We start from the raw sequence: 22,115 nt of genomic DNA, 5'->3' as shown, positions 1-22,115 counted from the left end.
CGGACTCACTCGTCCGAGAGGACGATGCTGCGGTCCAGCCCGGCCGTCCGGATGGTCCGGGAGACGGGCTCGATGGCGCCGACCACCTTGATGGTGACGTGGTTCGCCACCTTCTGCTGGGCGAAGACCAGGGAGCGCAGCCCGGCGCTGGCCATGTAGCCGACGCCCGCCATCCTGATCTCGACGGTGTTGGTGCCGTGCCCGGCGGCCTTCTCGATGGTCTGGTGGAAGTCCGGCGCGGTCTTGGCGTCCAGCTCTCCCGCCAGTTCGATCACGGTGGTGTCGCCCTCGATGCTCAGGGACACGGAAAGCGGCATGTCAGGTCTCCTTCGGTGCGGGGGCTAGGTGGTGTCCGGCGTGCGGCCGACCAGGATCACGACGGAGCGCGGACCGATCAGGTACTTGCCGGCGTTCTCCAGTTCGAGCTCGGCGCCGGGGCTGCGGATGTCGTGCGGGGCCGCGGACCCGGTGTCCGCGAAGAGGTGCCAGCTGCGGCCGCCGGGCAGGGCGGGCAGTTCCAGGTCGTGCGGTTCCCAGTGCGAGTTCATGGCCACGTACACCACGTCGTCGTCCCCGGTGCCGCAGCGGGCCACGGCCAGCAGCCGGCTCTGCGCCGACCAGTCGGGCTGCCAGGCCCGCTCCCCGTGCCAGCTGATGTCGGGCAGCCCGAGGCTGTCCCGCAGCTGACCGGTGGGGTGGGCGGTGGAGCGCAGCTCGCGGTGGTGCTTGCGGAAGGCGATCATCTCCCGTGTGAACCGGAGCAGTTCGGCATTGTCGTCGACCTGGTCCCAGTCGAACCAGGACAGCTCGTTGTCCTGGCAGTACGTGTTGTTGTTGCCCTGCTGGGTGCGCGCGACCTCGTCCCCGGACAGCAGCATCGGGATGCCCTGGCTGGTGAAGAGGATCGCGAGGGCGTTCTTCATCTGGCGCAGCCGCAGCGCGGCCACCTCGGGGTCGTCGGTCGGCCCCTCGGCCCCGCAGTTCCAGCTGGCGTTGTCGTTGCCGCCGTCGTTGTTGCCCTCGCCGTTGGCCTCGTTGTGCTTGTCGTTGTACGAGACCAGGTCCGCGAGCGTGAAACCGTCGTGCGCCGTCAGGAAGTTGACCGACGCCGAGGTCCCGCGGCCGGAGTAGAGGTCCGGCGAACCGGCGATGCGGGTGGCGAGCTCCCCGGTGAGCCCGGGGTCGCCCTTGAGGAAGCTGCGCACGGTGTCGCGGTACTTCCCGTTCCACTCGGCCCAGCGGCCGTACGCCGGGAAGTTGCCGACCTCGTAGAGGCCGCCGGCGTCCCAGGCCTCGGCGATGAGCTTGGTGTGCCGCAGGACCGGGTCGTAGGCGAGCAGTTCCAGCAGCGGCGGGTTGGGCAGCGGAGTGCCGTCCAGGGACCGGCCGAGGATGGCCGCGAGGTCGAAGCGGAAGCCGTCGATGTGGTAGTCGGCGACCCAGTGGCGCAGGCAGTCGAGCACGTAGTTGCGCACCACGGGGTGGTTGCAGTTGACCGTGTTGCCCGTGCCGCTGAAGTTGAAGTAGTACCCCTCGGGCGTGAGCATGTAGTACGTGGCGTTGTCGAGGCCCTTGAAGGAGATCGTCGGGCCCTGCTCGTTGCCCTCGGCGGTGTGGTTGAAGACGACGTCGAGGATGACCTCGATGCCGGCCGCGTGCAGGTCCTTGATCAGGGTGCGGAACTCGTCGCCCTGCATCCCGTAGCGTCCGGTGGCCGCGTAGCCGGCCTTGGGGGCGAAGAACGAGATCGTGTTGTAGCCCCAGTAGTCGTAGAGCCGCTCGCCCGTCTCCGGGTTGGTGCGCGGGTTGTCGCTCTCGTCGAACTCGAACACCGGGAGCAGTTCGATGCAGTTGACCCCGAGCTCCTTCAGGTACGGGATCTTCTCCCGCAGCCCCGCGAAGGTGCCGGGGGCGGTGACCCCCGAGGAGGGGTGCCGGGTGAAGCCGCGCACGTGCGTCTCGTAGACGACGAGGTCCTCGGCGGGGGTCCGCAGCGGGGTGTCGTCGCCCCAGTCGAAGTCCTGGAGGCAGACCCGGGAGCGGTACTGGTAGCCGCGGCTGTAGTCCGGCTCCACGCCCCACACGTCGCGGCCGGCGATCAGCCGGGCGTACGGGTCGGAGAGGATCTGCCGGGCGTCGAAGCGGTGGCCGGTGACCGGGTCGTACGGGCCGTCGGCCCGGTAGCCGTACTCGATGTTCTCGTGGTCGAGGCCGAAGACCGTCATGGCGAAGACGCTGCCGGTGCGGAACTCCTCGGGGAACTCCAGCTCGGCCATCGGCTCGGGCTCTCCGCGCTTGAAGATGACCAGGGTCATGGAGGTGGCCTGGTCGGAGAAGACGGAGAAGCTGACCCCGCCGGGGACCACGTTGGCCCCGAAGGGGAACGGTTTGCCGGCGCGGACGCGGTACCCGCCCACCTCGTGGGTCGGGTACGCGTCCACCCGCAGGACCTGTTCGGCCTGGGACTCGGTCATCGCGCGGCCCGTGCCTTGGCGCCGGCGGCGGCCTTGGCGTTCGCGGCCTCGGCCTCGCCGGTCGAGAAGAAGTCGAGGAAGCCGGTGGCCGACATGACGAACCGGACTTCCTCGCTGACCCCGTAGAGGGTCACCGCGACCCCGGCGTGCTGGGCCTCCCGGTAGACGACGAGCAGGGTGCGCAGCCCGGCGCTGGAGACGTAGGTGACGGCCGTGAGGTCGATGCGCAGCGGCCGGCCCTCGCGGACGAGCGGCAGCAGGGACTGGAGCAGTGCTCCGGACGTCTCGCTGTTGATCTCGCCGGTGGCGACGAGCACGGTGCCCGTCTTGTTGCGGCGTTCCTTCACGTTCAGTGTCATTGCTTTCCCCTCATGTTGGGGCGCCCCCCGTTGAGCGCTATGAAGTCACCTGCCGCAGCCGGACCTTGACCTTGACCCGGCCCTGTACGTCGGGGAGGCGGACGGTGAGCCCGTCCGCGTCGAACTCCTCGTACGGCTTCTCGTCGATCTCCACGGAGGCGATCCGCACCGAGCCCGCGGGCAGCAGGTCGGGCGAGACGCGCAGCACGCGGTCGGGCAGGTTGGTCGGGTCGGGCTGGAAGTGGAAGTCCATCTCCCGGCCGTTGATGAGCAGGTTGTTGTAGACGGCGGAGAGGTAGCAGAGCTCCGCCGAGTGGTACATGGACATCGAGTGGCTGCCCTTGAGCCGCTCGGTGCCGAGCAGGTACGGCGTACCGCTGGCGAGCACGTTGAAGTAGACGGCTCCCTCGTCGTGGTCGAGGAAGAAGGTGTTGTAGAAGGACTGCGCCTGCCGGGCCTCGCGCAGGAACGCGTCGCCGCCGACCGTGCCGCCCAGGATGAGGTAGGCGAGGATCGCCTGTTCCTGCTGCCACCAGGCCTTGCGGTCGTGCCAGGCGAAACGATACGTCTCCTGGTCCCCCCGCTTCACCCGCTCCACGACGTCGTACCAGCCGCCGCGCTGGACGTCGCTGCCGACCGCCGGCATGATCTCGCCGATCTTGCGGGCGAGCTCCTCGTACGCCGGCTTGGCCTTCAGCGAGTTCATCCGCATCAGGTTCCAGGCGATCTTCAGGTTGTGGCCGACGACCGCGCGGTCCTGCTGCCAGCTGTGCGCCTTGTCGTGGGACCAGTCGCGGTTGAAGCGCTCCTGGACGAAGGGGCTGTTCTTGTAGTCCGGGAACTTGTCCGCGATGGTGTCGAAGGTGTACTCCAGGAAGTCGGCGTACTTCTGCTCGCCGGTCGCCAGGTACAGGTTGATCAGGTAGGCGGGCGCGTGGTCGCCGACCGAGTTCCAGTTCTTGCGCTCGGCGTTCTCGCCCAGGGACTCGTGGTCCGCGCTGAAGAGGATCGGGTCGATGTGCGAGTAGTAGCCGCCCTGCTCCGGGTCGAAGAAGAACTTGTCGAACAGCCGGATGGTGGCGTCCGCGTCGTTCTTGATCCGGATGTCACCGGTGACCCGGTACGTCTGGATGGGCCCGGCCAGCGCGTAGATCTGCTCGTACATCGGGATCGCGTCGTAGTCGTCGGAGAACTCCGAGGTGAACAGCTTGCGTTCGGTGTCCCCGTCGACGCTGATGCCGTGGTACCAGAAGACCACGTCCTCCTCGCCGTCCACGACCCGCATGTGCTTGCGCAGATACTCCGTGCCGCGCTCGGCGACCTCCAGGTACTCGTCCTTGCCGGTCAGCAGGTAGGCCGAGGCCATGCCGTAGACCAGGCGGGAGATCGTGTCGGTCTCCTGGACGTGGCTGGCGGTCTTGTCGCCGCCGAGCCGGATCTCGGTGCGGTACTCGGTGAAGTCCACCGGCCCGTCGCCGAACTGCGCCCGCTTGTAGAAGTCGGCCAGCGACTCGATCTGCTTGACCCACCAGCTGGGCTCCTCGAAGCGGAAGTCCTCGGCGCCGCGGCCCAGGAACACCAGGCGCTTGGCGTCGAAGCGGCCGCCGTGCTCGGGGTAGTGGACCCCGTAGACGAAGAGGAAGCGGCCCGGCGAGAGCATCTCGTCGATGTGCCCGGAAGCGTCGATGTAGGGCTCGTCGAGGTTGCGGACCAGCTCGGCGCTCGGGTCGCCGGCCAGCGATACGTCGAACTCGCGGCCGTCCGAGGTCTTCAGCCGCAGCAGCCTGGTCCCGGAGTCGAAGCGGCCGACGTAGCCCGCGATGGTGTCGGAGAAGGAGAAGCTCACGGCGTCCGCCATGGTCATGCACCGTCCTTGTCGTGAGAGCCCTCGTGAGAGCGGTCGTGGGAGCGGTCGTCCTCGAATCCCTGACTGACTTCGACGATCACCCCGTCGGGGTCGCGGACCCACACGGTCCGCCAGCCGCAGATGAAGTCGTCGAAGTCCAGCGGCCCCAGGGTCACTTCGGCCGCGTCGCCGAGCGATGCCAGGAACGCGTCCACGTCGTCGGTCTGGAAGGCCAGGTGGCGCATCCGCCCCGGGGCCTGCGGCCCGTCGTCGTGCGCCTCGCGGGCCGGTTCGCTGCCGGCCGCGAAGAGCTCCAGGTACGCGTCCCCCTGGCGCAGGAACACGATCCGGGCCTCCCCCAGGTCGACCACCCGGGCCCGGGTGAAGCCGAAGTACCGGGTGTAGAACTCCTCGGTGGTCTTCTGGTCCGTGCAGTTCAGGCCCACGTGCGACCACCGCAGCCCGGCCATCAGCCGGCCCCCCGCGCACCCCGCCCGGCCGCGATCAGGTCGATGATCCGGCGGGCGAACAGGTGGTGGTGGGCGCCGGTGCGGCCGGTGACCAGGTCTCCGTCGACCACCACGTCCTCGTCGACGTACTCGGCGCCCATGTTGCGGACGTCACCGATGAGGTTGTTGTGGCAGACCACCTTGCGGCCGCGCACCTTGTCCGGGATCGAGGAGGCCAGCCACATGCCGTGGCAGATGATCCCCTTGAGGACCGTCGGCTCCTCGAAGGCCCGGAGCAGCAGCCGGGTCGCGGGCGCGAGGACCTCCACGTCCTCGGTGTAGCGCAGCCGGTCGGCCACCATGCCCGAGGGCACGATGAGCGCCGCGTACCGGCGCAGCTCCTCGTCGCCCAGTCCCTCCAGGGACCGGCTCGCGGTGAACGGCGCCCGGTACTCGTGGCCGGTGAAGGTGATGGAGTCGTTGCCCCACAGCCGGGTCAGGAAGTCGACCTCGGCGCCCTCCTCGGCGAAGCGGTGCTGGTAGTAGAAGATCTCGGGCTCGTAGAAGTCGCTCTCGACCAGGACCGCGATCCTGGTCCCGGACAGCGCTCCCTCGCGCAGCACGGCGTCAGGCACGGGGAACCCCCCTGTTCGAAGCGCGGAGGAAGTCCGCCGCGCGCTCGGCGATCATCGCGATGGCGGTGTGGCAGTTGCCCGACGGGACCGCGGGCATCACGCCGGCGTCGACGACGCGCAGGTTGCGCACGCCGTGCACCCGCAGCTCGGGGTCGACGACGGAGAGGTCGTCGATGCCCATGCGGCAGGAGCCGGCCTGGTGGTGGTAGCTCTCCGACTTCTGCTTCACGAAGGTGCGCAGGTCCGCGTCGGAGATGTGGCCGGGCCCCGGCTGGAGCTCCTGCTTGTACCAGGGCGAGAAGGCCGAGGTCGCGAAGATGTCGCGGGCGGTCTTGACGCCCTGCACCATGCGCTCCAGGTCCCAGCGGTCGCCCAGGTAGTTCGGATGGATGAGCGGGTGCGCCAGCGGATCGGCGCTCGCCAGCCTGATCCAGCCGCGCGAGACCGGGCGTACGACGCCGGGCAGGATGGACACCGTGTTGGGGTGGTCCTGGCCGACGATCACGTCGAAGGGCACGTGGACGAAGGCGATCTGCAGGTCCGGGGCGGGCAGTCCGGGCCGTGAGGAGAGGAACAGCGCGCTCTCCGACAGGTTCTGCGCCGGCGGCGGGAGCTCCTGGGTGACCTCGGCCATCAGCCCGGTCAGCACGTGGTTGTGGAAGTTCTCGCCGACCCCGGGCAGGGCCGTCGTGAGCGCGATGCCGTGCTCGCGCAGCTGCTCGGGGTGGCCGATGCCGGAGAGCAGCAGCAGCTTCGGGGACTCGATCGCCCCGGCCGCCACGAGCACCTCCCGGCGGGCCCGTACGGTGTGCGGTCCGGGCGCCGGGGTGCCGCTGTGGCCGTCGCGGACGGTCCGCCCCGGGAACTCGGCGGGCGGCGCGAGCTGGACGTACTCGACGCCCGTGCAGGTGTCACCGTCGAAGAGCAGCCGGGTGCTCTGCGCGCTGGTGCGCAGGGTCAGGTTGGGGCGCTCCAGCGCCGGCTCCAGGTAGGCGGCGAGGACGCCCTGGCGGCGGCCGTCGGCCACGTCGATGTGGTGCCAGCCGGTGCCGAAGAGCCCGCGCCGGGGTCCGTCGGTGTTGAAGTCGGCGATCTCCTCGTGGCCGAGCTCGACGGCGGCGTCGATGAAGGCGCGGGAGACCGGGTTGGGGCCGTGCTGCCCGGCGTTGGTGATCCGCTGCGGGCCGCGGGTTCCGGTGGTGGCGGCGGTGACGTCCTCCTGGCCCTCCAGGAGCGCGAAGTACGGGAGCACGTCCTCGTACGCCCAGCCGGCCGCGCCCTGGTAGGCCCAGTTGTCGAAGTCCGAGGCGTGGCCCCGGATGTGCATCATGATGTAGAGGTTGCTGCTGCCTCCGGGGGCCTTGCCGCGCGGCTCGTAGGTGCGGCGGCCGTCGAGGCCGGGCTGCGGGACGCTGGTGTAGCCCCAGTCGACGGGACCGCCGAGCAGCTTGTACCAGGAGGACGGGTCGTCCACCTCGGGCGGGATGCGGGAGCCGCCCGCCTCCAGGACCAGGACGGAGACGTCGGGGTCCTCGGAGAGCCGGTTGGCCAGGACGCTGCCGGCGGTGCCGGAGCCCACGATCACGTAGTCGTACTCGTCCGCTTCGGTGATGGCCACGATGGAGACCCCCTCAGCCCTGGCTCAGCACCTGGAAGGGAACCGTGTCGTGGTAGTTCGCCATGTAGGCGATCTTTCCGTCCACGATCCGGAAGAAGTTCATGACCTCGGCCTCGATGGCCTCGCCCGAGGCGCTGACCGCGGTCAGGTGGGAGACGGCCGCGGCCTTCTCGCCCTGCCCGTCGACGACGAAGTGCACGGGCTCGTTGCGGAAGACGCGGTACATCGTCCCCATGCCCTTCATCATCGAGCGCAGGACCTCCAGGCCCTCGATGTGGCCGGCCAGTTGCTCGTCCATGACCTGGTCGTCGGCGAACAGGTCGCACCAGCGGTCCCAGTCCCCGGCGTTGGCGTACTCGTAGTACTTGCGCAGGACTTCGGTATTGGTCTCGCGTGCATCCATCGCGCACATCCCCCTATCGGTCCCTACGGGTTCCGTCCGGCGCGAACGGCGCCCAGAACTGGCTGAAGGCGGTCGCCGAGTCGCCGAAGAGCCCGTCGCGGCCCTCGACGATCCGGCCGCCCCGCCAGCGCATGAAGTGGAAGACCGGGTAGTCCATCCGCTCGTACGGGGACCGGGACCCCTCGGCCGCTCCGCCGCGCAGGGCGACGTTGCGGCACACGTCCGCGGAGCAGTCCTCGCCCACGAGGACCGCCTCCAGGTCCATCCGGAAGGTGCCGCCCGTCAGCTTGTGGGTCTGGCCCATCAGCTCCAGGAAGGCGTCCAGGCTCTCGTACCAGCCGGCGAGCGGGTGGTTGCCCGGCACCAGCCAGCGCAGGTCCTCGGAGTAGTACTCCAGGATGCGCGCCCGGTCGCCCGAGCCGAGGGCCGCGTACGCCGCCTCGACCCGCTCCCGTGTCACTTCGGTCATCGTCGCTCCTCCTTCGCCGGCGGTTCAGAGCGAGCCGGAACCGGGCATCGGCGCCAGGTCGTTGACGGTGTACTGCTTGATCAGCAGTCCGTCGGGGCCGGCCACCACCGTCCAGGTCTGGTCGGCGTCGAAGCCGAGCCACTGGCTGCGGGCGGCCGGCGGGTCCCAGATCTTGGCCTGCCAGTTCACGAGGACCCGGACGACGGCCCGCTCGCCCTCGATGACGGGCTCGACCTTCGTGACCGTGTGCACCTCGTCGAAGAACCGGTTGGTGACGGCCGCGTACCAGCGGCCGAAGCCCTCGTACCCGAGGAAGGTGTCCTCCGGGACCTTGAACTCCAGGTCCTCGGTGATGAGGGCCAGCACCTGCTCCGGCGGGAGGTGCTGGTCCAGGGCCACGTACCACTTGTCGGCGAAAGCGCGGATCGCGTCCTCGGTCAGCCGCTCGGCGGGCATGCGGTCCCTCCTTTTCTAGGTGTCAGATCTGGATGTCGACGAGGAACGGCCCGGAGTGGGACAGCATCCGGCCCACGGCGGCGATCGCCTCGTCCGGCTTCTCCACCCGCATCCCGCCGGCGCCGAGCGACCTGGCCAGTGCGGCGAAGTCGATCTCGGGGTGCGAGAGGTCGAAGGAGCCCGGGAAGCCGTGCTCGGGTATCTCCCGCTCCCGCCAGTACTGGGTGATGTTGTCGTCCAGCAGGCGGTACTTGCGGTTGTTGCAGACCACGAACTTGGCTTCGATGCCGTGCCGGGCCGCGGTCCACAGCGCCTGGTACGTGTACATCGACCCGCCGTCGCCCGCGAAGCCGACGACGAGCCGGTCCGGGTGGGCGAGCTTGGCGCCGACCGCGCCCGGGAAGCCCACGCCGAGCGAGCCGCCCCTGGTCAGGTGGTAGTCGCCCGGCCGTTCGGGCGGCAGGTACTTCGTCACCAGCGGGGAGGTGGTCAGTGCCTCGTCGAAGACGATCAGGTCGCCGGCGGTGCGCTCGGCGAGCGTCCGCAGGAAGACCGCCATCGGCGAGCCGTCGGCCCTGCCCCCGTCCCCGGATCCGTCCCCGGCCGGCAGGACGGCCCGGGCCCGCTCCCTGGTGCGCGTGTCCAGCCGGGCCGAGGCCGCCGCCCGCTGCCGCGGGGTCCGCACCTGCTCCAGTACGCCGGCCAGCGCGCGCAGCGCCTGCCCGGGGTCGGCGGCGATCCCGAGGTCGACGGGGTGGTTCTTGGCGATCTCGTACGCGTTGAGGTCGATGTGCACGACCTTCGCGCCCGGCCGGAAGGGGCTCTCCAGCTCGGGGAACACCTCGGGGAAGACGTAGGTGCCGACGATCAGCACCCCGTCCGCGTCCCCGATCAGCTCCTTGCTGTGCGGGCCGAACATGTGGCCCGTCTGGCCGCGGCGCAGCGGGTGCGAGGCCGCGATGTTCACCTCGGAGGAGTCCACCTCGTACACGTCGGCGCCGAGCAGCTCGGCGACGGCGGCGAGCTCCTTCTGCGCGCCGGAGAGCGAGACCCCGTCGCCGACCAGGACGACCGGCCGCTCGGCGGCGGCGAGCAGCCCGGCCGCCCGCCCCACCGAGGCGGGCGAGGGCGCCACGTCCGTGAGCACCGTCGTGGCGGGCAGCACGGGCTCGGAGTTGAGCTCGTCCAGCACGTCCATCGGCAGCGCCACGAACACCGGGCCCCGCGGCGGGGTCAGGGCGATCTTGACCGCCCGGCGGATGGTGCGGAGCACCGAGTTCCGGTCGGTGACGCGGGTGGCGTACTTGGTCACCGGCTTCGCCATCGCCACCAGGTCGCACGCCATCTGCGCGTCCATGGCGTCGTAGCGGACCCCGGCGTCACCGGCGACCACGACCAGCGGGGTGTGGCCGCGCAGCGACTGGTAGAGCATCCCGATGCCGTTGCCCAGCCCGACCCCGGAGTGGAGCTGGAGCAGGGCCGCGCCGCCGGTGGCCCGGGCGTAGCCATCGGCGATGCCGGCTGCCACGGTCTCCTGTAGGGCGAGGATGTAGGTGAAGTCCTCCGCCGCGTCCACCGCGTCGAGGAATCCCTGTTCCACCGTCCCCGGATTTCCGAACATCACATTCAGACCGTCGGCCTTGAACTGCTCGATCAGCCTTTCCCGTCCGGGAGTGGCTTCGGAACTCATCGAACTCCCCCTCCTTGCCCGCGTGTTTCCGGGACGCTCCGGAATTACCAGCCGTACCGGGTGAGACCGTTCTCCAGGACTTCCACGATCTTCTGCCCCGTGAGATACGAGTCGGGGGTGGAACGGCCGGTCACGAACGGGAAGTCGACGATCACCGACAGCGGGTGCCCGAAATTCCCGTGGTACGCCCCGCGCGGCCCGGTGGCATCGCGCAGGATGTACTCCAGCGGGTACGGCGGCGGCCCCATGTTGAAATCGGTGCCGAGGAATCCGGTGCCGTCCTTGTAGTCGTACTCCTTGCAGTGGCCGGTCACGTGCTTGCCCCAGATGATGCTCCTGCGGTCGCCCCAGTCCCGGGCGAAGGCCAGGCAGGCGACCCCGTAGCACTCGGCGGCCACCACCTTGCCGGCGTTCTTGAAGGCCAGGATGAGGGCGTGCACGCGCTCGTTGTTGGCGAGGTCGGCGATCGGGCCGCTGCCGCCGACCACGAGGATCGCGTCGTAGCCGGCGATGTCGGCCTGCAGCTTGTCCAGATCGCGGTGGTACTGCTCCAGCTTGGGCAGGTAGGCCGGGTCGCTGGTGTAGGGACGCTCGGGCGCCCACGCCTCGATGTCGAGGGGCGAGTCGAGCCGGCTCGACTGCTCGAACTCGCGCCCCAGCCGGGCGTTCTCCTCGGTGGTGACCGAGCGCCCCAGTGGAGGATCGATGTAGTTAGCGTCGAGGCTCGGCGGAAGAGCGTGCGCACGCTTTCCGGTCGGCGTGGCGAATACGACTTCATAGCCCTGTTCGTCGAACTTGGACACGGGGCCTATCAGTTCCTCGGCCCAGTAACCGTGTTCGGAGACAATGACCAGAATCTTTCTGCTCACGGATTCCTCCAGGCGCCGCCTGTTGTCGTTGGCGTCCCCCACACTGGCCGGGCCCGGGGCCTGCGTCAAAGCGCCGGTGTGCGACTTGGTGAGGTAGCGGCCCAGGTCGTGGGGGCACCTCAGGAAGTCGCGCACCGACGTCATGAAGTAGCTCCAGGACTACCTGACTTCGTCCGAATCGCTGAACCATTACCGAGGGCCCGTCCTATGGTCTGGACGCGCCGTGAATCACGGGCGCGAGGGCTGCGTTGGTGAACGCGCACGAGGAGAGGGACGGGGACGATGACGATGGACCTGTTGTGCCGACACACCGATCAGATACGTCCGGTGAAGCCCGGTACCGAGGGCTGCGAGGAGTGCCTCGCCTCCGGCGACAGCTGGGTACACCTGCGGATGTGCCTGAGCTGCGGGCACGTCGGATGCTGCGACTCCTCGAAGAACCGTCACGCCACCCGGCACTACGGCACCACGGAGCACCCCATCGCCGCCTCGCACGAGCCCGGCGAGGAATGGGCCTGGTGCTACGCCGACAAGCTGATGCTGGACCCGGCATGAGCGCCGCCCCGGAGAGCGCGCCCCGGACGGACGCCCGGACGGACGCCCCGGCGGCCGCGACCGCGCACGCGGAGAGCAGGAAGCCCGTCATCCTGGCCGTGGACGACGACCCGCAGGTGCTGCGCGCGGTCCGCCGGGACCTGCGCAGCGCCTACGGCGACCGCTACCGGGTGCTCGGCGCCTCCTCGGCCGCCGACGCCCTGAAGATCCTGGACTCCCTCGACGAACGCGGCCACGACCCGGCCCTGTTCCTCGTGGACCAGCGGATGCCCGACGTCACCGGGGTCGAGTTCCTCCTCGAAGCCGTCAGCCGCTTCCCGGACGCCCGCCGCGTGCTGCTGACGGCGTACGCGGAGACGGACGCGGCGATCACCGCCATCAACCGCGTGCGCCTGGACTACTACCTGCTCAAGCCCTGGGACCCGCCGCACGAGCGGCTCTTCCCCGTGCTCGACGACCTGCTCTCCGACTGGCTCGCCACCTACCGGCCGGCGTACGACGGGATCATCGTCGCGGGCCACCTGGTCTCCCCCGGCACCCACGCCGTCCGGGACTTCTTCACCCGCAACGGCCAGCCGTTCCGCTTCCTGAACGTCGAGCGCGACCCCGAGGCGCTGACCGTGATCGCCGCCGCCCGGGCCGACGCGGCGCTGCCGCTGGTGCGCTTCCCGGACGGTTCGGTGCTCTCGGCGCCCACCGACACCGAGCTCGCCCAGCGCCTGGGGCTGGCCACCACCGCCTCGCGCCCGCACTACGAGTGCGTCATCGTCGGCGCGGGCCCCGCGGGCCTGGCCGCGGGCGTCTACGCGGCCTCCGAGGGCCTGTCCACCCTCATGCTGGACTCCCGCGCCCCGGGCGGCCAGGCGGGCACGTCCAGCCTGATCGAGAACTACCTCGGCTTCCCCTCGGGCCTCTCCGGCGGGGACCTGACCCGGCGCGCCACCATCCAGGCATCCCGGTTCGGCGCCGAGATCCTGCACCCGGTGGAGGTCGTCTCGCTGACCCGCGACGACCCGGCGAAGATCCTGACCCTGGCGGACGGCACGGAGATCAGCGCCGAGACGGTGCTCCTGGCCACGGGCGTCTCGTACAACCGCCTCCAGGCCCCGGGCGCGGACCGCTTCGAGGGCGCCGGCCTGTACTACGGGGCGGCCACCACGGAGAGTTCGGCGTGCATCTCGCAGCACGTGTTCATCGTGGGCGGCGCCAACTCGGCCGGCCAGGCGGCGGTGCACTTCGCCAAGTACGCGGCCCGGGTCACGATCCTCGTCCGCGCGCAGTCCCTGGACGCCAGCATGTCCCGCTACCTGATCGACGAGATCGAGCGCACCCCCAACATCGAGGTACGGGTCCACACGACGGTGGTCGCCCTGGACGGGGACGAACACCTGGAGCGCATCACCCTGCACGACTCGCGCACGGGCCAGGACAAGGAGATCCCGGCGCGCTTCATGTTCACCTTCATCGGCGCCCGCCCGCACACCGACTGGCTGTCGGGCGTCGTGGAGCGCGACCAGTACGGATTCGTGCTCACCGGCTCCGACCTGATCTCCAACGGCGGCGAGCTCCCGGAGGAATGGAGCCTGGAGCGGGCTCCCTACCCCCTGGAGACCAGCGTCCCCGGCGTCTTCGCGGCGGGCGACGTCCGCGCCCACTCGGTCAAGCGGGTCGCCTCGGGCGTGGGCGAGGGCGCGATGGCGGTGTCGCTGATCCACCGGTACCGCTCGATGGGCTGAGAGCGAACGCGGACGCGAACCGCTTGCGATCAAGCCCACAGCGGATGCAACGTTGATTACATGATTACATCCGAGCTGAACGAGCAGCAGGGCGAGCAGCTTCGCAAGTGGTTCGCGGACCGCCTGCCGGTGGACGTCTACGAGTCCCTGACCGAGGTCGCCGTCGACCGCGAGGAGATCACGGTCGTCGGCACCCTCCCGGCGAACGAGTCGGTCAAGGAGTTCCGCGAGCGCACGCGGGAACAGCGCATCGAGGTCGCGCGGGAGGCGGAGGGCCTCTACCGCCGCAAGGTCGCGTGGGCCGTGCAGTCGGGCGACGAGCGGACCGTCTTCACCCACCTCGCGGTCCCGGTGATGACCCGCCTGCGCCAGCCCGAACGCCAGGTCCTCGACACCCTGGTCGCCGGCGGCGTGGCGCGCAGCCGCGCCGACGCGCTGGCCTGGTGCGTCCGCCTCGTGGGGAGCAACACGGACGAGTGGCTCACGGAGCTGCGGGACTCCCTGGCCAAGGTGCAGCAGGTCCGCGCGCAGGGCCCCGATGTCACAGACTCCAGGAAGTCTGCGTCATAAGGAGGAAAGCGCCCCACACCCGCGCATGATCCCGAAAGGGTTGGCGGCGACCCGTACCCGGTCCCAGGGAGAGGCACGCACCATGACCACGACCGTCGAATACATCCGCTACCGGATCGCATTGGACGACCAGCCCGCCTTCGAGGAGTCGTACCGGAAGGCGGCCGAGGCCCTGGCCGCCTCACCCGAGTGCATCGACTACGAACTCGCCCGCTGCGAGGAGGAGAAGGAGCGCTACATCCTGCGCATCCGCTGGACCTCCGTCGACGCCCACCTCAACGGATTCCGCAAGGGCGAGCACTTCCCGGCGTTCTTCAGCGCGATCCGTCCGTACGTGACGGCCATCGAGGAGATGCAGCACTACCTCGTCACCGCGGTGGCCGGTCCGGGAAAGGCCGCCGAACAGTCATGAGCAGCAGCACCACACCCGGCACCACTCCGACCATCTACGAGTGGATGGGCGGGGCCGAGGCGATGGACCGCCTCACGGACGCCTTCTACGCCCACGCCCTGCGGGACGAGATCCTGGCCCCGGTCTTCGCGGGCATGGACTCGGAGCACCCCCAGCACGTCGCGGTCTGGCTGTCGGAGGTCTTCGGCGGCCCGAAGCAGTACACGGCCCTGCACGGCGGCCACCAGCACATGGCCACCAAACACCTTGGCCGCGGCATCACCGAGACGCAACGCCGCCGCTGGGTGGACCTGCTGATGGACACGGCCGACGAGGTCGGTCTGCCGACGGACCCGGAGTTCCGCGCGGTGTTCGCGTACTACATCGAGTGGGGCACCCGCATGGCCCTGATCTACTCGGGCCCCAACCCGCCGCCGGTCGACGCGGCCGAGATCCCCGTCTGGTCCTGGGGCCAGACCCCGCCCTGGATCCCGAAGGGCTGACAGATCCAGCCCCGCCGGCCGCTTTCGGCGTCACGGGGTGACATCCAGCCCCGCCGGCCGCTTTCGGCGCCACGGGGTGAAAATCCAGCCCCGCCGGCGTTTGAGGCGCGGGGTCCGGGGCGGAGCCCCGCACACCACCCGCGCCTCAGCGTCCGGCGGTCGGCCCGCGCCTCGGCGCCTCGGCGACCAGCACGGTCAGCCCGGCCCCACCGCCTTCGCCCTCGCCCTCGCCCTCGCCCTCGCCCTCGCGCCAGTAGTCCACGGCCTGCTCCAGAACCTCCCGCAGCGTGTCCCAGTCATCCGGCCGCGCAGCGGCAAACCCCCGCCACGAGGTCACGGCCAACAGCCGCCCCGGCGGCTCCGCGTCCCCCAGCCACGACAGGTCCCGCAGCGCATCCGCCAGCGCGTCCCAGTTCCCCCCGAAGTACTCCGGCACCCGCAGCGCGTCCCCGCACCGCCGCATCAGCCCGGCCTTGCTCCGTACGCCGTCCAGGTCCAGGCGCAGCGTCGTCCAGCCGGCCTCCTCGGCGGCGGCGAGAGCAGGGTCCAGCGGCTGCGGGTCCAGAGTCATCGGAGAACCGCCTTGAAGGTCTTGTAGTGGTCGTCCGTGTAGTAGAACTCCCCACCCTCACCGGTCACGATCCGCCGTGCCCCGCGGTCCCGCTCCCCCGGCGTCTTCACCGTGAACTCGTGGTAGTAGCCGCGCTTCTGCTTGGGCAGGACCTTCTCGAAGTTCCCGAAGACCGTCCCGTCCTGCCGGTAGGCGTACGGCCCGCCCTTGTCGATCAGCGCGAGCACTTCCTGGGCCTGCTGCGGCAGCGCGGCAGCCCGTACGGTCGCCATGCCCTTCGCCCAGCCGGGCGTCGGCGCCGACGACGAGGGCGCGACGGCACCCGCGGAGGCGGCACTGGCGGCGGGCGCGGGATTCTTCCCGCCGCATCCCACCGCACCGACCAGCGCCGCGCAGAGGAACACGGCCCCCAGCAAGCGCAGCAACGATCGGGGCACGTTCCGAAAGATCATGCACCGATCGTGCCAAATATCCGATTCGCTCGCGAATCGCGTAATGCCCGCACCGGCCGAAGCCTCAGAGAGCAGCCATCTTGGTGTAGGGGCTCAGGACGCGTTTCTGGACCGAACCGAAGTCAACGAGGACAGCGATCCCCTCCTCAATACCGACGACACGGCCGAGACCGTGTTCGTCGTGAGTAACCCGGTCACCCACGCTGAACTGCCGTACCGGCGGTTCCACGGGAGCCTTGAACGGGCTGGACGGCAAATGGCGGCGAGGTACTGCTGACTTTGTCATTGGAACCAGTATGCGCCCCAGAGGCCCCCGCACGGTCCGCCGTTCGGATCTCAATTGCGGCACCATCCGCATCGGCGAACACCGCGGAGCCGTGTTTGGGCGCCATTCGTCCGAACAATCCGAACAATCACTCGTCGGGGTCGGCGCGCTCCAGAGCCGGACGCAGCCCGGGCGCCGATTCGGTCAGCAGGTAGTCCGCGACGGCCGTGTCCGTGACCAGGCTGGTGACCAGCCCCGACCGCAGCACGGCCCCGATCGCGGACGCCTTGCGCAGCCCGCCGGCGATGGCCACCACCTCGGGGATGCGCCGCAGCCGGTCCGCCTCCACGGTGATGCACCGCTCGCCGAGGTCCCGGCCCACCCGGCGACCCTCCGCGTCGAACAGGTGGGCGGACATTTCGGCCGCGACACCGAGCGAGGCGTAGTGCGCCCGCTCCTCGTCGGTCAGCATGTCGTGGACTGTGGAGATGCCCGGCTCCCAGGAGCCGATCGACACCGCCGCGACCGTGACCTTGTCGAAGTACTCGAAGGCCCGCGCGATCCCCGTCTGGCTGCGCAGCGCGGCCGCGGTGGCCGGGTCGGGCAGCAGCATCGGCGCGTAGATCGGGTGCGCGTCGCCGCCCGAGACCTGGGCGGCCCTGCGTACGGCCTCCACGGACCCGCGCTCGGCGGTGCCCGCGTCGTACACCCCGGTCAGCTGGACGACGGTACAGGGGGGCAGGCGGTGCAGGGAGGCGGCCATGTGGATGGTCGACCGGCCCCACGCCAGCCCGAGCACGTCGCCCTCGTTGACCAGCTCGCCGAGGAGGTCGGCGGCGACCGCACCCAGGTTCTCCGGGTCCGGCGCGTCCTCCGTGGCGTCGGCCGGGGACTCGACCACCACCGCGTGCCGCAGCCCGTAGCGGGCGCGGAGCGCGTCGGAGCGCTCCGCGTCCAGATCGGCCGGCACCCGGATCTCGATCCGTACGAGGTCGCGCTCCAGGGCGGTCTCCAGGACCCGCGCCACCTTGAAGCGGCTCACGCCGAACTCCTCGGCGATCTGGATCTTGGACTTCCCCTCCAGGTAGAAGCGGCGCGCCATGGCCGCCGCCTGCACCAGCTCCGCGGGTCCCATCCGCAGGGCTGACCGTCCCGCCGACATTGCAGACACCGCGTTCTCCTCACTGCTGTTCACACTCTCGACTCGCCGTTCATCCTGTCAGATCCAACGACTGTTGATCAGCCTGGACAGCTTCCGTTCACCGAGCTGTTCACCAACCCTTGGTTCAGTGGTCGCAAGCCCAGGGCGCCGCGGCGACGGCCACGCCCGCCTGTTCGCGGAGCGTACGTACGGCTGCCGACGGGTCGACCGCTCCGTATACCGCGCTGCCGGCGACGAACACGTCGGCGCCGGCCTCGGCACAGCGTTCGATGGTCGAGGCCGAGACCCCGCCGTCGACCTGGAGCCACACCTCAAGGCCGTGCTTGGCGATCAGCTCACGCGTGCGGCGGATCTTGGGCAGCATGATGTCGAGAAAGGGCTGGCCGCCGAAGCCGGGCTCGACCGTCATGATCAGCACCATGTCGAGCTCGGGAAGGATGTCCTCGTACTGCTCGATGGGGGTCGCGGGCTTGAGCGCCATGGACGCCCTGGCCCCCTTGGCCCGGATCTCCCGCGCGAGGCGCACGGGCGCGGCCGCGGCTTCGGCGTGGAAGGTGACGGAGCCCGCACCGGCCTCGACGTACTGGGGAGCCCACCGGTCGGGGTCCGCGATCATCAGGTGCAGATCCAGCGGAATGTCCGTCGCACGGCTCAGCGACTCGACGATCGGCACACCGAGGGTGAGATTCGGGACGAAATGGTTGTCCATGACGTCGACATGCAGCCAGTCGGCCCCCTCGACGGCCTTCGCCTCCTCGGCGAGTCGGGCGAAGTCGGCGGACAGGATGCTGGGATTGATCTGAACGGCCATGCCCCAAGCGTGCCATGCCGTCGGCGGGTTCCGGCCACGACCCCGGAAGTCGCCGTACGCGTAGCGTTGCTTAAGTGATCATGGAGATCCTTTCACTTGTCCTTCGAGATCGCGGTCCTGCACGGTAAGGCCCAGCCCCCGGACGTCCGAGCGGCCGGGATCCACCGCACCGAGGAGCGAGCCCGCATGACCCAGGCCACCACGGCCGTCCCCTCCACCCCCGCCCGCGGCCCCTGGCACAGCCGGGACTTCCGCACCCTGTTCACCGCCACCACCCTCAACCAGCTCGCCACCAACACCGGCCACGTGGCCGTCCCCCTGCTCGCCCTCACCGCCCTCGACGCGAGCCCCGCCCAGGTCGGCGCCCTGGCCGCGCTGGCCACCTCCGCCTTCCTCCTGATAGGCCTGCCCGCCGGAGCCTGGGTGGACCGCCTGCGCACCCGCCGGGTCCTGATCGCCGCGGACCTCGCCCGCGCCGCCGTCTTCGCCTCGCTCCCCCTCGCCCGGTGGCTGGACGCGCTCACCCTCGCCCAGCTCTACGCCGTGGTCCTGCTGGGCGGCTGCGCGACCGTGTTCTCCGACATCGGCTCCCAGAGCGTGCTGCCCGCGCTGATCGGCCGCGGCGACCGGGACGGCCTCCTGCGCGCCAACGCCGCCGTCGTCACTGGCCCTGTCCCCCCTGCGGGGCCGGGCCGGCGGACCTACGGTGGCGCCATGAGCGACCCGGAACGGAACAAGGCCACGGCCAAGGCCTTCTACGACCTGATGTTCAACCAGTGCCTCCCCGCCGAAGCCGTCGACCAGTACGTCGGCGACACCTACATCCAGCACAACCCTCACGTCGGCGACGGCAAGCAGGCGTTCATCGACTACTTCGAGCGCATGGCCGCCGAGTACCCCGGCAAGCGCGTCGAGTACCGGCGCGCCTTCGCCGACGGCGACCACGTCGTACTGCACTGCCGCCAGGTCTGGCCCGACGAGGAGTACGCGGGCATCGACATCTTCCGCTTCGACGCGGGCGGGAAGATCGTCGAGCACTGGGACGTCCTCCAGGTCGTCCCGCCCACCTCCGAGAACGGCAACACCATGTTCTGAGCCGGGCCCCCCGCACCGGCCCCGGGCGTTACCCCGTGCGGCGGATCAGCGCCAGGTACATCGCGTCCGTGCCGTGCAGGTGCGGCCACAGCTGGACGTCCGGGCCGTCGCCCAGGGCCGGTACGCCGCTCATGTACGGACGGGCGTCGATCAGCTCAGCGGAGACGGCGGCCGCGCCCGCGCCCCGGCCCTTGAGGACGTCGTCCACCACCACACGGGTCTCCGCCAGGTGCGGCGAACACGTCGCGTAGCCCACGACGCCGCCCACCCGGACCGCCGACAGGGCCTCCCGCAGCAGCGCCCGCTGGAGCGGCGCGAAGCCCTCCAGGTCCTCCGGGCGGCGCCGCCAGCGCGCCTCCGGCCGACGGCGCAGCGCGCCCAGGCCGGAGCACGGGACGTCCATCAGCACCCGGTCGAAGGAGCCCGGCAGCCACGGCGGGCGGGTGCCGTCGGCCGTGATGACCTGGTACGGCCCCGGGTTGCCGGCGAGCGCCCGCTCGACGAGGCGCGCCCGGTGCGGCTGCTTCTCGGAGGCCAGCAGGAACGCCCCGCGCTGCGCGGCCAGCGCCGCGAGCAGCGCCGCCTTGCCGCCCGGGCCCGCGCACCCGTCGAGCCAGCGCCCGTCGCGGCCCTCGACCGGTACCGCCGCCAGGGCCATGGCCACCAGCTGGCTGCCCTCGTCCTGGACGCCGGCGCGGCCTTCGCGCACGGCCTCCAGCGCGCCCGGTTCGCCGCCCTCGGACATCCGCACGGCGTACGGGGACCAGCGGCCCGGCAGCGCCGAGTCCTCGCCCACGGCTTCGAGCAGCTCCTGCGCGGTGGACCGGCCCGGCCGCGCCACCAGCGTGACCTCGGGCCGCTCGTTGTCGGCCTCCAGCAGGTCCTCGATGCCGGCGCGCCCGCCGCCGAGGGAGTCCCACAGGGCGCTGACCACCCAGCGGGGGTGGGAGTGGTAGATCGCGAGGTGTTCCTCGGCGTCGTCCTCGTAGGGCGGGGCCACCCGCTCCAGCCACCCGTCCAGGTCGTGCGCGGCGATCTTGCGCAGGACGGCGTTCACGAACTTGGCGCGTCCGTCGCCGAGCACCACGCGGGCCAGCTCCACGCTCGCGGAGACCGCCGCGTGGGTGGGGATCCGGGTGCCCAGGAGCTGGTGCGCGCCGAGCGAGAGCACGTCCAGCACCGGCGGGTCGACCTCGCGCAGCGGCCGGTCGATGCAGGCCTTGATGACCGCGTCGTACGTCCCCTGGCGGCGCAGCGTCCCGTACACCAGCTCGGTGGCCAGTGCCGCGTCCCGCGCCTGGAAGTTCTCGTCCTGGCGGGCCTTGCGCAGCAGCGGCGGCAGGACGAGGTTCGCGTACGCGTCGCGCTCCCCCACGGCCCGCAGCGCCTCGAAGGCCAGCATCCGGACGGGGTCCTTCTGCGGGCGCCGGTACGGCTTGGCCTGCTTGCCGGACGGCTTGCCGCCCCCGCCTGCGGCGGGTCGGCGACGGGGCTGACGAGGCTGTTCGCTCACGTGAAAGGTGCTCCGGGGTTACGAGGTGCTCAGAAGTGAAAACGGAAGGTACGGCTCGGTTCAGCCTACGTCGGCCCCGCCGAGCCGCTCGCCGGGCGCGATGCGCACCCCGCGGGCCCAGTCGGCGCCCTTCATCGGCTTCTTGCCCTGCGGCTGCACCCAGAGCAGCTCCACGGCGTGCGATCCGGTGCCGGCGTAGAGGTTGTTCTTGGCGGGGGCCAGCACGCCGGGCGCCAGGTCCGTGCGGTCGGTCACCAGTGCCAGCGAGATCAGCTTGAGCCGCTCGCCGCGGAAGACGGTCCAGGCGCCGGGCGCGGGCGTGCAGCCGCGCACCACGCGGTCCGCGCGCATCGCCGGGGCGTTCCAGTCGATCCGGGCGTCCTCGACGGTGATCTTCGGCGCGAGCGAGAGCCCCTCGGCGGGCTGCGGGACGGCGTGCAGGGTGCCGTCCTCGATGCCGTCCATGGTGGCGGTCAGCAGACCGGAGCCCGCGAAGGCGAGCCGGGTCAGCAGGTCGCCGCTGGTGTCCGTGGGCCTGACCTCCTCGGTCAGGATCCCGTAGACCGGTCCGGAGTCGAGGCCCTCCTCGATCTGGAAGGTGGAGGCCCCGGTGACCTGGTCGCCCGCCATGATCGAGTGCTGCACGGGCGCGGCCCCGCGCCACGCGGGCAGCAGCGAGAAGTGCAGGTTGACCCACCCGTGGCGGGGGATCTCGATGGCGCTCTTGGGGATCAGCGCCCCGTACGCGACGACGGGGCAGCAGTCGGGGCCGATCTCGCGCAGCCGGGCCTGGAACTCGGGGTCGCGCGGGCGGACGGGCTTGAGGACCTCGATCCCGGCCTCCTCGGCGCGCTCGGCGACGGGGCTGGCGACGAGGCGGCGGCCGCGGCCGGCCGGTGCGTCCGGACGGGTGACGACGGCGGCGACCTCGTGGCGCCCGGAGGCGATCAGGGCGTCCAGGGCAGGTACGGCGACCTCGGGGGTGCCTGCGAAGACGAGCTTCACCGGTGTCTACCTCGCTATCTCGGCTGTCAGCAGCGCACCAGTCTATGGGCTGTCAGGTGGGCGGCCCACCTGCGGTCATGCCGCGTCCGCGGCCGGGCGCCGGCCGGGCCGCGAGGGGGCGTACGCACACACGCGCGCCTCTCGCATATGCCGACACGCCCCCACAGCGTGACCTGGGCGCCGGGTGGCGCGTTGGTCAAGAGAGATTGACCGAAACG

Annotated in this window: 25 protein-coding genes; 6 read left to right on the top strand and 19 right to left on the bottom strand. The window is 70.7% G+C overall.

The window, feature by feature from the left end:
• Window positions 1–5: 5 nt before the first annotated feature.
• Genes AB0M99_RS09615 through AB0M99_RS09560 form a run of 12 tightly spaced genes read right to left on the bottom strand, consistent with a single transcriptional unit; the run spans window position 6 to window position 11,268 of the window.
• Complete coding sequence (locus AB0M99_RS09615) at window positions 6–317, bottom strand: STAS domain-containing protein (RefSeq protein WP_365918357.1); 312 nt, start codon at window positions 315–317, stop codon at window positions 6–8.
• A gap of 24 nt (window positions 318–341) precedes the next feature.
• Complete coding sequence (glgX, locus tag AB0M99_RS09610) at window positions 342–2,474, bottom strand: glycogen debranching protein GlgX (protein WP_365918355.1); 2,133 nt, start codon at window positions 2,472–2,474, stop codon at window positions 342–344.
• Window positions 2,471–2,833, bottom strand: a complete 363-nt coding sequence (locus AB0M99_RS09605) for an STAS domain-containing protein (RefSeq protein ID WP_365918353.1) — start codon at window positions 2,831–2,833, stop codon at window positions 2,471–2,473. The genes glgX and AB0M99_RS09605 overlap by 4 nt, the downstream gene beginning before the upstream one ends.
• 37 nt (window positions 2,834–2,870) lie before the next feature.
• Window positions 2,871–4,697: an AGE family epimerase/isomerase gene (locus tag AB0M99_RS09600; RefSeq protein WP_365918351.1), complete on the bottom strand. Its 1,827-nt coding sequence runs from the start codon at window positions 4,695–4,697 to the stop codon at window positions 2,871–2,873.
• On the bottom strand, window positions 4,694–5,149 hold the full coding sequence (locus AB0M99_RS09595) for a VOC family protein (protein WP_365918349.1): 456 nt from the start codon (window positions 5,147–5,149) through the stop codon (window positions 4,694–4,696). The genes AB0M99_RS09600 and AB0M99_RS09595 overlap by 4 nt, the downstream gene beginning before the upstream one ends.
• Window positions 5,149–5,763 carry a DJ-1/PfpI family protein gene (locus tag AB0M99_RS09590; protein ID WP_365918347.1) on the bottom strand — a complete coding sequence of 205 codons (615 nt, stop codon included), beginning with the start codon at window positions 5,761–5,763 and terminating at the stop codon, window positions 5,149–5,151. Before AB0M99_RS09590 ends, AB0M99_RS09595 begins: the two co-directional genes overlap by 1 nt.
• A complete protein-coding gene (locus AB0M99_RS09585) occupies window positions 5,756–7,381 on the bottom strand; it encodes a GMC oxidoreductase (RefSeq protein ID WP_365918345.1) in 1,626 nt (541 codons plus the stop codon). The genes AB0M99_RS09590 and AB0M99_RS09585 overlap by 8 nt, the downstream gene beginning before the upstream one ends.
• A gap of 13 nt (window positions 7,382–7,394) precedes the next feature.
• Window positions 7,395–7,784 carry a nuclear transport factor 2 family protein gene (locus AB0M99_RS09580; protein ID WP_365918343.1) on the bottom strand — a complete coding sequence of 130 codons (390 nt, stop codon included), beginning with the start codon at window positions 7,782–7,784 and terminating at the stop codon, window positions 7,395–7,397.
• A gap of 13 nt (window positions 7,785–7,797) precedes the next feature.
• Entirely contained in the window at window positions 7,798–8,253 is a 456-nt protein-coding gene (locus tag AB0M99_RS09575) for a nuclear transport factor 2 family protein (RefSeq protein ID WP_365918341.1), read from the bottom strand.
• Between the two features lie 24 nt (window positions 8,254–8,277).
• Window positions 8,278–8,709: a nuclear transport factor 2 family protein gene (locus AB0M99_RS09570; RefSeq protein ID WP_365918339.1), complete on the bottom strand. Its 432-nt coding sequence runs from the start codon at window positions 8,707–8,709 to the stop codon at window positions 8,278–8,280.
• A 22-nt stretch (window positions 8,710–8,731) separates the two neighbouring features.
• On the bottom strand, window positions 8,732–10,399 hold the full coding sequence (locus AB0M99_RS09565; RefSeq protein ID WP_365918337.1) for a thiamine pyrophosphate-binding protein: 1,668 nt from the start codon (window positions 10,397–10,399) through the stop codon (window positions 8,732–8,734).
• Between the two features lie 44 nt (window positions 10,400–10,443).
• A complete protein-coding gene (locus AB0M99_RS09560; RefSeq protein ID WP_365918500.1) occupies window positions 10,444–11,268 on the bottom strand; it encodes a type 1 glutamine amidotransferase domain-containing protein in 825 nt (274 codons plus the stop codon).
• A gap of 282 nt (window positions 11,269–11,550) precedes the next feature.
• Between AB0M99_RS09560 and AB0M99_RS09555 the strand changes: the two genes are divergently transcribed.
• The 5 genes from AB0M99_RS09555 to AB0M99_RS09535 all read left to right on the top strand — a co-directional run bounded on the left by AB0M99_RS09555 (window position 11,551) and on the right by AB0M99_RS09535 (window position 15,023).
• A complete protein-coding gene (locus tag AB0M99_RS09555) occupies window positions 11,551–11,823 on the top strand; it encodes a UBP-type zinc finger domain-containing protein (RefSeq protein WP_365918335.1) in 273 nt (90 codons plus the stop codon).
• Entirely contained in the window at window positions 11,820–13,559 is a 1,740-nt protein-coding gene (locus AB0M99_RS09550; protein WP_365918333.1) for an FAD-dependent oxidoreductase, read from the top strand. Before AB0M99_RS09555 ends, AB0M99_RS09550 begins: the two co-directional genes overlap by 4 nt.
• A gap of 60 nt (window positions 13,560–13,619) precedes the next feature.
• Window positions 13,620–14,129, top strand: coding sequence for a hypothetical protein (locus tag AB0M99_RS09545; RefSeq protein ID WP_365918331.1), 510 nt, complete (start codon window positions 13,620–13,622; stop codon window positions 14,127–14,129).
• An 82-nt stretch (window positions 14,130–14,211) separates the two neighbouring features.
• Complete coding sequence (locus AB0M99_RS09540) at window positions 14,212–14,541, top strand: antibiotic biosynthesis monooxygenase family protein (RefSeq protein WP_365918329.1); 330 nt, start codon at window positions 14,212–14,214, stop codon at window positions 14,539–14,541.
• Window positions 14,538–15,023, top strand: a complete 486-nt coding sequence (locus AB0M99_RS09535) for a group II truncated hemoglobin (RefSeq protein ID WP_365918327.1) — start codon at window positions 14,538–14,540, stop codon at window positions 15,021–15,023. The genes AB0M99_RS09540 and AB0M99_RS09535 overlap by 4 nt, the downstream gene beginning before the upstream one ends.
• 145 nt (window positions 15,024–15,168) lie before the next feature.
• Here the strand turns inward: AB0M99_RS09535 and AB0M99_RS09530 are convergent, their stop codons facing one another.
• The 5 genes from AB0M99_RS09530 to rpe all read right to left on the bottom strand — a co-directional run bounded on the left by AB0M99_RS09530 (window position 15,169) and on the right by rpe (window position 18,284).
• Window positions 15,169–15,594, bottom strand: coding sequence for a barstar family protein (locus tag AB0M99_RS09530; protein ID WP_365918325.1), 426 nt, complete (start codon window positions 15,592–15,594; stop codon window positions 15,169–15,171).
• On the bottom strand, window positions 15,591–16,046 hold the full coding sequence (locus AB0M99_RS09525; protein ID WP_365918323.1) for a ribonuclease domain-containing protein: 456 nt from the start codon (window positions 16,044–16,046) through the stop codon (window positions 15,591–15,593). The genes AB0M99_RS09530 and AB0M99_RS09525 overlap by 4 nt, the downstream gene beginning before the upstream one ends.
• A gap of 64 nt (window positions 16,047–16,110) precedes the next feature.
• Window positions 16,111–16,332, bottom strand: a complete 222-nt coding sequence (locus AB0M99_RS09520; RefSeq protein ID WP_365918320.1) for a CarD family transcriptional regulator — start codon at window positions 16,330–16,332, stop codon at window positions 16,111–16,113.
• 127 nt (window positions 16,333–16,459) lie between these two features.
• On the bottom strand, window positions 16,460–17,473 hold the full coding sequence (locus tag AB0M99_RS09515) for a sugar-binding domain-containing protein (protein WP_365918498.1): 1,014 nt from the start codon (window positions 17,471–17,473) through the stop codon (window positions 16,460–16,462).
• Window positions 17,474–17,597: 124 nt separating this feature from the next.
• Entirely contained in the window at window positions 17,598–18,284 is a 687-nt protein-coding gene (gene rpe, locus AB0M99_RS09510) for a ribulose-phosphate 3-epimerase (RefSeq protein WP_365918318.1), read from the bottom strand.
• Window positions 18,285–18,380: 96 nt separating this feature from the next.
• Here rpe and AB0M99_RS09505 point away from each other — a divergent pair, with 96 nt between their 5' ends.
• Complete coding sequence (locus AB0M99_RS09505) at window positions 18,381–19,379, top strand: nuclear transport factor 2 family protein (protein ID WP_365918316.1); 999 nt, start codon at window positions 18,381–18,383, stop codon at window positions 19,377–19,379.
• A 28-nt stretch (window positions 19,380–19,407) separates the two neighbouring features.
• Here the strand turns inward: AB0M99_RS09505 and AB0M99_RS09500 are convergent, their stop codons facing one another.
• Both AB0M99_RS09500 and fmt read right to left on the bottom strand, forming a co-directional pair.
• Entirely contained in the window at window positions 19,408–20,892 is a 1,485-nt protein-coding gene (locus AB0M99_RS09500) for a transcription antitermination factor NusB (RefSeq protein ID WP_365918314.1), read from the bottom strand.
• Between the two features lie 60 nt (window positions 20,893–20,952).
• Complete coding sequence (gene fmt / locus AB0M99_RS09495) at window positions 20,953–21,897, bottom strand: methionyl-tRNA formyltransferase (protein ID WP_365918312.1); 945 nt, start codon at window positions 21,895–21,897, stop codon at window positions 20,953–20,955.
• Window positions 21,898–22,115: the final 218 nt, after the last annotated feature.

It is taken from the genome of Streptomyces sp. NPDC051183, from assembly GCF_040682455.1.
Taxonomy (GTDB): domain Bacteria; phylum Actinomycetota; class Actinomycetes; order Streptomycetales; family Streptomycetaceae; genus Streptomyces.
Note: the sequence above shows the minus strand (reverse complement) of the source record. Positions and strands in the feature narration are given on the sequence as shown.

Bases quoted from the DNA above. Each gene is read 5' to 3' on its own strand.
- AB0M99_RS09570 (WP_365918339.1), bottom strand. From the start codon at position 8,709: ATGCCCGCCGAGCGGCTGACCGAGGACGCGATCCGCGCTTTCGCCGAC.
- AB0M99_RS09575 (WP_365918341.1), bottom strand. From the start codon at position 8,253: ATGACCGAAGTGACACGGGAGCGGGTCGAGGCGGCGTACGCGGCCCTC.
- AB0M99_RS09605 (WP_365918353.1), bottom strand. From the start codon at position 2,833: ATGACACTGAACGTGAAGGAACGCCGCAACAAGACGGGCACCGTGCTC.
- AB0M99_RS09535 (WP_365918327.1), top strand. From the start codon at position 14,538: ATGAGCAGCAGCACCACACCCGGCACCACTCCGACCATCTACGAGTGG.
- AB0M99_RS09555 (WP_365918335.1), top strand. From the start codon at position 11,551: ATGACGATGGACCTGTTGTGCCGACACACCGATCAGATACGTCCGGTG.
- AB0M99_RS09540 (WP_365918329.1), top strand. From the start codon at position 14,212: ATGACCACGACCGTCGAATACATCCGCTACCGGATCGCATTGGACGAC.
- AB0M99_RS09595 (WP_365918349.1), bottom strand. From the start codon at position 5,149: ATGGCCGGGCTGCGGTGGTCGCACGTGGGCCTGAACTGCACGGACCAG.
- AB0M99_RS09525 (WP_365918323.1), bottom strand. From the start codon at position 16,046: ATGATCTTTCGGAACGTGCCCCGATCGTTGCTGCGCTTGCTGGGGGCC.
- AB0M99_RS09565 (WP_365918337.1), bottom strand. From the start codon at position 10,399: ATGAGTTCCGAAGCCACTCCCGGACGGGAAAGGCTGATCGAGCAGTTC.
- AB0M99_RS09520 (WP_365918320.1), bottom strand. From the start codon at position 16,332: ATGACAAAGTCAGCAGTACCTCGCCGCCATTTGCCGTCCAGCCCGTTC.
- glgX (WP_365918355.1), bottom strand. From the start codon at position 2,474: ATGACCGAGTCCCAGGCCGAACAGGTCCTGCGGGTGGACGCGTACCCG.
- AB0M99_RS09600 (WP_365918351.1), bottom strand. From the start codon at position 4,697: ATGACCATGGCGGACGCCGTGAGCTTCTCCTTCTCCGACACCATCGCG.
- AB0M99_RS09530 (WP_365918325.1), bottom strand. From the start codon at position 15,594: ATGACTCTGGACCCGCAGCCGCTGGACCCTGCTCTCGCCGCCGCCGAG.
- rpe (WP_365918318.1), bottom strand. From the start codon at position 18,284: ATGGCCGTTCAGATCAATCCCAGCATCCTGTCCGCCGACTTCGCCCGA.
- AB0M99_RS09515 (WP_365918498.1), bottom strand. From the start codon at position 17,473: ATGTCGGCGGGACGGTCAGCCCTGCGGATGGGACCCGCGGAGCTGGTG.
- AB0M99_RS09550 (WP_365918333.1), top strand. From the start codon at position 11,820: ATGAGCGCCGCCCCGGAGAGCGCGCCCCGGACGGACGCCCGGACGGAC.
- AB0M99_RS09545 (WP_365918331.1), top strand. From the start codon at position 13,620: ATGATTACATCCGAGCTGAACGAGCAGCAGGGCGAGCAGCTTCGCAAG.
- AB0M99_RS09580 (WP_365918343.1), bottom strand. From the start codon at position 7,784: ATGGATGCACGCGAGACCAATACCGAAGTCCTGCGCAAGTACTACGAG.
- AB0M99_RS09615 (WP_365918357.1), bottom strand. From the start codon at position 317: ATGCCGCTTTCCGTGTCCCTGAGCATCGAGGGCGACACCACCGTGATC.